This is a genomic window from Rudanella paleaurantiibacter (genome assembly GCF_009184635.1).
Classification (GTDB): Bacteria; Bacteroidota; Bacteroidia; order Cytophagales; family Spirosomataceae; genus Rudanella; species Rudanella paleaurantiibacter.
Window position 1 is genome coordinate 18,645 of sequence record NZ_WELI01000024.1, and the last position, 9,580, is coordinate 28,224.

Annotated in this window: 4 protein-coding genes; 3 read left to right on the forward strand and 1 reads right to left on the reverse strand. The window is 53.9% G+C overall.

Annotation, left to right across the window (positions count from 1 at the left end; genetic code table 11):
- Position 1 precedes the first annotated feature (1 nt).
- On the forward strand, positions 2-2,320 hold the full coding sequence (locus tag F5984_RS26255) for a type I restriction endonuclease subunit R (protein ID WP_152127352.1): 2,319 nt from the start codon (positions 2-4) through the stop codon (positions 2,318-2,320).
- Here the strand turns inward: F5984_RS26255 and F5984_RS26260 are convergent.
- The gene (locus tag F5984_RS26260) at positions 2,298-7,244 is read right to left on the reverse strand and encodes an Ig-like domain-containing protein (protein WP_185155656.1); all 4,947 of its coding nucleotides are present in this window, start codon (positions 7,242-7,244) and stop codon (positions 2,298-2,300) included. The genes F5984_RS26255 and F5984_RS26260 overlap by 23 nt on opposite strands.
- 724 nt (positions 7,245-7,968) lie before the next feature.
- On the opposite strand from F5984_RS26260, the gene F5984_RS27090 reads away from it, so the two are divergent.
- Both F5984_RS27090 and F5984_RS26270 read left to right on the forward strand, forming a co-directional pair.
- Complete coding sequence (locus F5984_RS27090; RefSeq protein WP_394367453.1) at positions 7,969-8,286, forward strand: helix-turn-helix domain-containing protein; 318 nt, start codon at positions 7,969-7,971, stop codon at positions 8,284-8,286.
- A 29-nt stretch (positions 8,287-8,315) separates the two neighbouring features.
- Positions 8,316-8,768, forward strand: a complete 453-nt coding sequence (locus F5984_RS26270) for a transposase (protein ID WP_246169423.1) — start codon at positions 8,316-8,318, stop codon at positions 8,766-8,768.
- Positions 8,769-9,580 lie beyond the last annotated feature (812 nt).

The window sequence follows — 9,580 nt, forward strand, 5'->3', positions numbered from 1 at the left end:
CATGATGCTAGGTATGGTTACCGGCCTACGTTTTCCCAATCGAATCGCTGCTGGCGCTGAAAGCCCTGTATGGTATCACGTCCTGGACGATCAAGCTATTTTTTGCCGACGAAATAGAGGACGGCCTTGTGGTAGTAGAGCCTTTCGACAAAACCCGGCTCCCGACCAAAGCCCTGTATCTGACCCGGAGGAGGAAGCCGAACAGCAGGCCAAACTTCGCGAACAAACCCTGCTCGCCGACCTCCGGCAACAGCAGTTACAGCAGCAGGAAGCCGAACTGTACCAGATGCGCGCCCAACTGGAGAGCCGTTCGGCCACCCTTATAAACTATACGGGTGCTTTTACCGAAGCCCAAACGCGCGAGTTGTACATCGACAAACTCCTACGCGAAGCGGGTTGGAGAAGCGGGGTAAATAAGGAAAGCGGTATGCCCTACCTGACCGTAGAGGAACCGCTCACGCTGACCGATGGCTCTGCCGGCAGGGCCGATTATGTCCTTTGGGGAGCCGACAGCCTGCCCCTTGCTGTGATTGAGGCCAAACGCACCAGCCGCGACGAAGGCGAAGGGCGACAGCAGGCCATCCGGTACGCCGACGCTTTAAAGAAGCGCTACAGCCGCCGACCCCTCATCTACTACACCAACGGCTACCGCACCCAATTTTTTGATTCGGTGGCCCCGGCCCGCCAGGTGGCCGGTTTCCACAAAGTCGACGAGCTGACACTCCTGCTAGACCGGCAGCGCAACCGCCAACCTTTTCAGACCGAGAAGGTGAAGCTCGACATTGCCGACCGCTATTACCAAACGGCCGCCATTGCTGCCGTGGGTGAGCATTTTGCCCAGAACTACCGGAAAGCCCTGCTCGTAATGGCCACCGGAACCGGCAAAACCCGAACGGCTGCGGCTTTGGTGGATGTGATGTCCCGCACCAACTGGGTAAAGCGGGTGTTGTTTCTGGCCGACCGCAAGGCACTGGTAAGTCAGGCCTGCTCTAACTTTGGCAAATACGTACCCCACCTGACAGGCCTCAACCTGAATAAAGACCCCTGGGAGCCCTCGGCCCGGATCATATTCTCCACCTACCAGACCATTCTGAACCGCATTGATACCGAGTGGGAAGGGCCAGGTAAGGAGGTTCGCACGTTTGGGCCGGGCTATTTCGATCTGATCGTGATCGACGAGGCCCACCGCAGTATTTACAAAAAGTACGGGGCCATCTTCGAGTATTTCGACGCCCTCATTGTAGGCCTCACGGCCACCCCCAAAGAAGAAACCGACCGCGATACGTTCGGCTTTTTCGACCTCCCCCAGCAGGCGCCTACCTACAGCTATCCGCTCGATAAAGCCGTTAATGACCGTAACCTGCGGCCTTACCGGGGGGTGGCGGTGCCGCTCAAGTTTCCGCGTCAGGGTATCCGCTATGACGACCTGACCGATGACGAAAAAGCCGAGTACGAACAAACCTTTGACGACGGAAGCGAGGAGGTGCCCGACGGAATCGACACCGGGGCTCTGAACGACTGGCTCATCAACATCGACACCATCGACAAGGTGCTCTTGTTTCTGATGGAGCGGGGCCTCAAAATTGAAGGGGGCGACAAGCTCGGCAAGACCATCATCTTTGCCCGCCGACACGAGCACCCCAAAAAAATTGTGGAAGGGTTCAATGTGCTGTTTCCCAACAACACAGGTACGTTCTGCCAACTGATCGACAACTCACTCGGCGACGATGCCGAAGGGCTGATTAAGGCCTTTGGCGATGAACACAAAACCACGTTTCAGATTGCCGTTTCGGTGGTTATGCTCGATACCGGTATCGATATTCCCGAAATTGTGAATCTGGTGTTTTTCAAGCGCGTACAGTCGAAGGCCAAGTTCTGGCAGATGATCGGCCGGGGCACGCGCCCCCGCCCCGATTTGTTTGGGCAGGGGCAGGATGAAGAGTTTTTCCAGATTTTCGACTTCTGCGACAACTTTGCCTATTTCGCTCAGAACCCACAGGAGGTCGATACGCCCGTTGGACCGAGCGTAAACGAACAGATTTTTGCCGCCCGGCTCCGGCTGGCGCAGGCCCTCGACCACGACGATCACGATGCCGAAACGCTGGCCCTCCGCGCCGACCTGCTCAATACGCTGCACAGTCAGGTACAGATGCTCGATGAGCAGAGCTTTGTGGTGCGGCAGCAATGGGCGCGGGTGACTAAGTTCAAAGATCGGGCTATCTGGCGGGCCCTGTCGCCGGCCGATGTATCGGAACTGATTGGGTACATCGCCCCGCTGCTGGCAGGTAGAGAGTGGGTCAAGGTTGGAAAGATACCTTAGCCCCCGTCGCCAATATAGTGCTTCCGCCTATCTCATAGACAATTCTTTGTACCTGGGCCTGATAACTAGCAGGAAGGCTTACCGGGTGCCGAAGGATGACTATGTCAGTCACAGTGGGCACCCGATTACACGACCAAACCATTGGGTCGTTCCAGGACCCGGTTTTGACAGAGGTGAGCGGTCCCTGGCCCACGCTCAGCTGAAGCGTCTGGGAGGTTAAGTTACCACAAGGAGTGCTTATTACACAGAAGTAAGTTCCCGCATCAGCCGAAGTCAGCGTAGTCAGGCTCAGCACCGCCGAGGTTTGACTACCCAGGGGCGAGCTCAGCGAGCCCTTATACCACTGGTAGGCCACCGCTGTTCCACTGACCCCAACTGACACGCTTAAGGGGCCCCCAGCACAAAGCGTGAGGCTGGCTGGCGGCTGGGCGGTGATTTGTGGCTGTGTAAAAACCGTGACCGTTTGCGTGGCCGTAGCACCGCCCGGAGCGGTAGCCGTTACGGAGTAAACATCGCTCGCACTAGCCAGGATGGTGGCCGAAGTCACCCCCGTATTCCAGCGGAAGGTCGCGCCTGTAACGTTAGCCGTTGCTGTTAGCGTGGTGCTTGCCCCGTTGCAAAGCGAGGTATTACCACTGATACTTACGCTGATTGGCTGACCAATAGTCAGGATATTGCTGGTTGCCTGGCAGCCGTTGGCCAATTGACCACTGGCCTGATAGGAACCTTCCTGGGTGGGTACGTACGTGTTGCTGGTGGTGAGTTCAACGGGAATCTCCCAGCGCTGAACGCGATTATTGTCCCGGTCAGCGACAAAAATCGCCCCTTGCCCGTTCACATAGACACCCCAGGGACCAGCCAACTGATTGGCTGCGCTACCATAAGTATCCCCACCGGCAACGGTCACTCCTATCGTTGCACCGGGAGCCCAGCGCTGAATGCGGTTATTGGTATAATCGCTGACAGTGATAGTACCTCCATTGTCGACAAAAAGCCCCGATGGCCCATTCAGATTAGCCGGTCCTAATCCCTGTCCGTTGCCTCCCGCAACGGTGGTACCACTCGTTGCACCGGGAGCCCAGCGTTGCACACGGAAGTTGTTTTGGTCAGACACGTAGAGGTTACCCTGCCCATTTACATAAACACCCCAGGGGTAGTTCAGTTGATTTGCCGCGCTACCCTGACCATTCCCCCCAGCAATGGTGACACCAGCCGTAGCGCCCGGTGCCCACCGCTGAATACGGTGGTTGTTAGCATCGGAAACAAAGACATTCCCCTGCCCATCGACATAAAGGCCTCGGGGGTTGTTCAGTTGATTGGCTGCACTACCTAACCCATTGCCGCCCGCGACGGTGATCCCGGCTGTACCGCCCGATGGCCACCACTGCACTCGGTGGTTATAATCATCCGCTACGTACAGATTATTTTGCGCATCCACAAAGACAGCGGACGGCCTCAACTGATTGGCCGCGCTACCCAGCCCATTACCACCCGCGACGGTAACGCCTGAGGTTGCACCAGGTGCCCAGCGCTGTACGCGGAAGTTAAGTTGATCGGCAACCAGCAAATTACCTTGTGAGTCGCTCCATACGGCAACGGGCTTAAAAAACTGATTAGCCGCGCTGCCCTGACCATTGCCACCGGCAACAGTAGCCCCCGTCCCCGAAGCAGTAAGGCTGTACGGTGCCGAAGACACGACCGTACCATCCCGTAGCCAGTCAAGACGGCTCAGCGGGAGCGAACTGTTCACCGACAAGGTGGCTGAACCTGGCGTACTGCTATTGCTCAGGTTACTCAAACTTAATACGGGCACTTGCCCTACTTGTATGGTAACCGAAGTAATAGCTTGGCCCCCCGGGTTAGTTGCGGTTACCGAATAAGTGGTGGTGGTGGTCGGCAAAATGACATTAGCAGCCGTCGTCGCTCCATTGCTCCAGCGGAAGGTAACACTTGGGCTATTGGAAGAAGCCGTCAGGGTCGTACTGGTTCCTGCACAAATGCTCAGGCTACCACTAATCGATACGCTAATGGGCTGACCGATGAATACACTATTGCTGGTTGCCAGGCAGCCGTTGGCAGACTGCCCGCGTGCCTGATATTGGCCTTCCTGGGTAGGCACAAACGTGTTGCGGATGATAAGGTCTCGGGTGGTCCACCGTTGTATACGGTGATTGGCGTGGTCTACCACAAAGACATTGCCGTCATCATCGACAACCACACCTGTTGGCAAGTTTAGTTGAGTTACTCCGCTGCCCACCCCATTACCTCCGGCCACCGTTTCGCCAGAAGAGCCTCCCGGTGCCCAGCGCTGAATTCGATAGTTAAAATGGTCAGCCACCAGAACATTGCCCCGCTTATCGACAAAAACGCCCAGGGGTTGGTTAAGTTGATTGGCTGCGCTGCCAGCTCCATTACCTCCGGCCACAGTCACACCTACTGTAGCGCCTATGGCCCAGCGTTGAATACGGTGGTTACCAGCATCAACCACAAAGATATTCCCGCTACCATCGACAAAGACAGCGGCTGCTCCGTTGAGTTGATTAGCTCCGCTACCTGCTCCATTTCCGCCAGCCACAGTCATACCTATTGTAGCGCCTGGTGCCCAGCGCTGTACGCGGTTATTCCGTACATCAGCCACAAAGACGTTGCCTTCGGCATCGACAAACACACCAGAGGGAGAAGAGAGTTGATTGGCTGCGCTGCCAGCTCCATTACCTCCGGCCACAGTTACCCCGCTGGTTGCCCCCGGCGCCCACTTCTGGATACGGTGATTATCCTGATCGGCGATATACAGATTGCCTGACGCATCGATAAAGATATCCAAAGGCGAAGCGAGTTGATTGGCGCCAGCACCAGCTCCATTGCCCCCGGCCACCGTTACGCCGGTCGTTGCCCCCGGTGCCCACTTCTGGATGCGATGGTTATTACGGTCGGCTACCAGTACGTTTCCTCCACCATCGACAAAGATGTCATACGGGAAATTGAATTGATTCGCCCCGCTACCTTGTCCGTTTCCTCCCCCGACAGTAGCAATCAGGGTAGTCAGACTGTAGGGTGATGATGATACCGTAGTACCGTCTTTGAGCCAGTCTAACCGACTTAGCAGTTGCGAACTGCTCACTGACAGGGTGGCCGAGCCCGGGGCAGTGCTACTGCTTAGGGTACTTAGACTCAACACGGGTCTGGTGAAAAACAAGACGCTGGTCGAAGCGACAGCCCTCGCGGGTCCACTGGTTACGGTAACGGCGTAAGCGGAGGTAGCCGTTGGCGAGACGGTGAGAGCGGATGTGGTCTCTCCTGTACTCCAGCGGTAGCTGGGGTTAATGGCGTTGGAGGTGGCTGTCAGGATAGTGCTGCCGCCGGTGCAGACACTGAGATTACCGCTAATAGCGACAGTCAGGGACGTGATGGTCACGCTTGTCGTGCTGGTCACCGTGCAGCTATTCGGGGCGGTGCCCGTCACCGAATAGGGGCCGGAGGCTGTGACCGTAATGGATGGCGTGGTCGCCCCGGTATTCCAACTGTAGGTAATGTTTGGAGAAGTCGATGTCGCCGTCAGGGTAGTGCTACCCGGTTCCTGGCTGGTTGCGATGGAGACCGAAGGCGTTTGGAAACTAGTTACAGTTACAGAACTACTGGCGGTACAACCCGAAGGGGCGGTCCCGGTTACAGAGAAGATACCAGCCGTCGTGGCCGTGACAGAAGGCGTAATAAGCCCAGTCATCCATCTGTACTTGACTCCTGACATGTTGGAGATGGCCGTCAGGCCTGTGCCAGTACCCGTGCAAAAGGAAAGACTACCGCTAATGCTAACTGTTGGCAGGGGCAGTTGGTTCGAGATGGTTGCTGTAATGGCAGAGCGAGAACTCTCACAGCCATTGAGCACCTGGGATACGTAGTACGTGGTGGAGCCCAGGCTACCCGTTGATGGGGTAGGGGCCACCGTCGAGCCACTTCCACCGGTAGGGGTAGTATACCACCGTAGGCTGCTTCCACTTGCGCCTATAGCCGTCAGGGGATCAATCGTCGCTCCCTGACAAAAAGAAAGAGAACTGGTAACGGTCGGTGCGTTCGGTATGGCATTCACCGTAACATCAATGCGGGTACGGTTACTTTCTAGCCCATTAACAAGTTGAGAGACGTAGTAAGTAGTTGTCCCTACACTGTTGGTAGACGGAGTGGGAGCTACGGTTGACCCTGTTCCACCGCTGGCTACGGTATACCAGCGCAGATTGGTGCCGGAAGCCACTAAGGGGCTGGATGGGGCTCCCTGACAGTAAGCCGGATACGAAGATACAACTGGCGGGGGAGGGTAAGTAGCGATTAAATTAGACTTGGTAACGGTATTACTGCCATAGGCATTACTTGCCGTTAAAGCCACTGTATAGTAACCGGGGGTGCTAAAGCTAACGGATGGGTTTTGGGATGTACTACTGCCCGAGGAAAAATACCAGCCAGAGGCAGGGGTAATATTCCAGGACCAGATGGTGGGGCTGTTGGTGCTGGCATCGGTGAAGTTGACGGTAGTGTTCTGCCCAATTGCCAACTGGTTGCCCGAGTTACCGTTGGCGCTGAAGGCGGCTACTGGTGGGGTTCCGGTAACTGTGATGTGATTGACTTTTGTTCGGGTATTGGTGCCCGCCGGGTTGGTTGCGGTCAGAGATACTGTATAAACCCCTGGAGTGGTAAAGCGTACGACAGGGCTTTGGGAAGAATTGCTACTGTTCACGAAGCTCCAGCCCGTAGCGGGACTGATACCCCAGCCCCATTCGGTGGGAAAATTGCTGCTGGCGTCCGTAAAAGCAACATCGGTGCCCATCGGTACGGCAGTGTTAGTGACGATGGTTCCATTTGTTCTAAACTCGGCTACCGGCTGGTTATAGGCAACTTTAATGGTTTTAAACACTTCATCCTGATCGTTCATCAGGTCACAAATGAAATTGACTGATTGGGAATAGGTATACGCAGAAAACCACATATAGTAAGTACCAGGCCGGTCAAAGCGAATAGTAGGCTGGGCTATATTGGTACTGCTGAGGGTTACGTCCGTCGAAGGTGCGACCCGCCAGTTATAGTTTATGTATTGGCAGATATAGGTGGTGGTGGATTGTAAAGTATAAGTCTGGCCCTGGTTGACTTGCAGCGTGGTTGCCTCCATAGGGTTGTTGCCCATAGTAAAGTTGGCGTAGAACCATTTTTGAGAGTACGCCTGCAGGTGAAGCAGACAGCAAAACAAAAGTAGAAGAGTACAAATACGGGTCATAATCAGAAAGTAAACGGTGGTGCTAATTGTAACGATTTAGATGCTGGTTAATACTCATTCGACTCAACGACGCGCTAAATATCTATCTGTTAGGCGATTACAAAAAAGTAAGTTTGAATTATATATTTATGTAAGATTGATTTTGCACCTGATTAGTGACCAACTGATAAAGTTCATAACAATAGGAACTGGTACTCTTCCAAAGAAGAGATTAGAGCAGCTGTGGTTAGATTTGTGGCATGGGCCAAATCACCATACCGTTTGTCTTGTCAGAAGTTTATCAGGCAACGCTTTATCAGTTAGTCAGTAAAGGTAAGGATTCGGTGCGCAAGCTCAACCGGGTCAGAGCCTTGCAGTTTTCGCATCAGGGCCACCCCCAGATCAGATTAGTGCCTTACTGGGTATCAGTGTGGCGATGGTTTACAACCTACGCAAACGGTGCCGGGAGGAAAGCTTAGAACAAGCCATCAACGAGAAAGCCCGACCTAGACAACCTCGCAAGGTTACCCAACAGGTAGAAACCCAGATTACACAGATTGCCTGCAGTGAAGCACCTGATGGACGCACTCGCTGGACAGCAGCACTTATCAATGAGCGGTTAGTGCAGCTTGACATCCACATCGATGATGAGTCGGTGCGGTCAGCCTTAAAAAAAGTTGACTCAAATCCTGGCTCAGAAAGCAGTGGTGCAGCGGCCAGCTAGATGGAGAGTATTTAGCCAAATTGGAAGATGTGTTGGCCGTTTATGAACAACTGGCTAAGCCAGGGCAAGTACGCCTGTGCTTCGACGAACGCCCCTGCCAATTACTCGACGAGGTGGTTACTGCCTTGCCTCACAAACCTGACCGGGGAGTCCCGGAAGACAATGAGTACAAGCGTAAAGGCACCTGTGTGGTGTTGCTGGCATACGACCTGGACACGGGCCAGCGTTATGTACAGGTCCGTCAACAGAGCACGAAAGCCGACTATGCCCAGTTCATACAGGATTTGATTCAAATCTACTATGCTAAAGCCGAGCGGATTGAGTTGGTGCAGGACAACCTCAACACCCACAAGTATGGGTCGTTCTATAAACACATACCTCTGGCTCAAGCGCGGGCGCTGAACCATAAGTTGTCGTTTCAGTACACGCCCAAACATGGTTCGTGGCTAAATATGGCCGAGCCAGGTGGCTGGAGCCATTGAGTTTTCGGCTTTGGCTCGCTAATGTCTCAACTGGCGCATTGGCAGCTTGGAAGAGCTGGACCAGCAAGTTAATCTTTGGGTCACTGAGCGCAACCAACGTGCCATCAAGGTGCATAGGAGCTTTAGCAGAAACCAAGATGAAACGGTGGTATGAGCAGGTTAATCCGGCTAACAAGGCCGATTACCATAAAGACTAAATTGGAGAAGTACAAGTCTAAGTCCGGCTAAGGCTTCGTAGAGTTATTGCCAAACATCGAAGTTAGTCCAACGGCGGAATCATTTATAGAATGACCCAATATGTGAATTTACCCATTATATAAAACATCATCAGGAGGGTGTTAACAACGTTACCTATAAATTCATCAAGCACAAAAGAGTAAGTCAAAGGCTTATAAAAATATCTCAATTTATACGAATCTCCTCACATATATTTACGACAAGTTTACTTAAGTAATTACCTCGCCCCAACTCTACCGACGATTATCTCCCCATGCTGGCCCGCTGGACGTTATTCATCCTTCTTCTCTTCAACGTTTCTCCACTGTTTGCCCAACTCGACCGGGCGAAGTTTCAGCGCCTGACGCCTGATGAACGGGTTTCGTTCATGAACGAGTATTTTACTAAACACTGGTGGGAGTTTTTCGACCAGATCAGGCAACCAGCACGGCAGTCTGCCCGCTTGTCGGAATATAGGTGTCTTTGCCCCCTTTCGTGAGCCAGTTTGCACTGGAGTTTAAGCCGCCTGTCGGTACTCGACAGGTGTCATGAACCTCAAGGCCTGGTGAGGGCGTTCCGTGTTGTATTCGACCAAC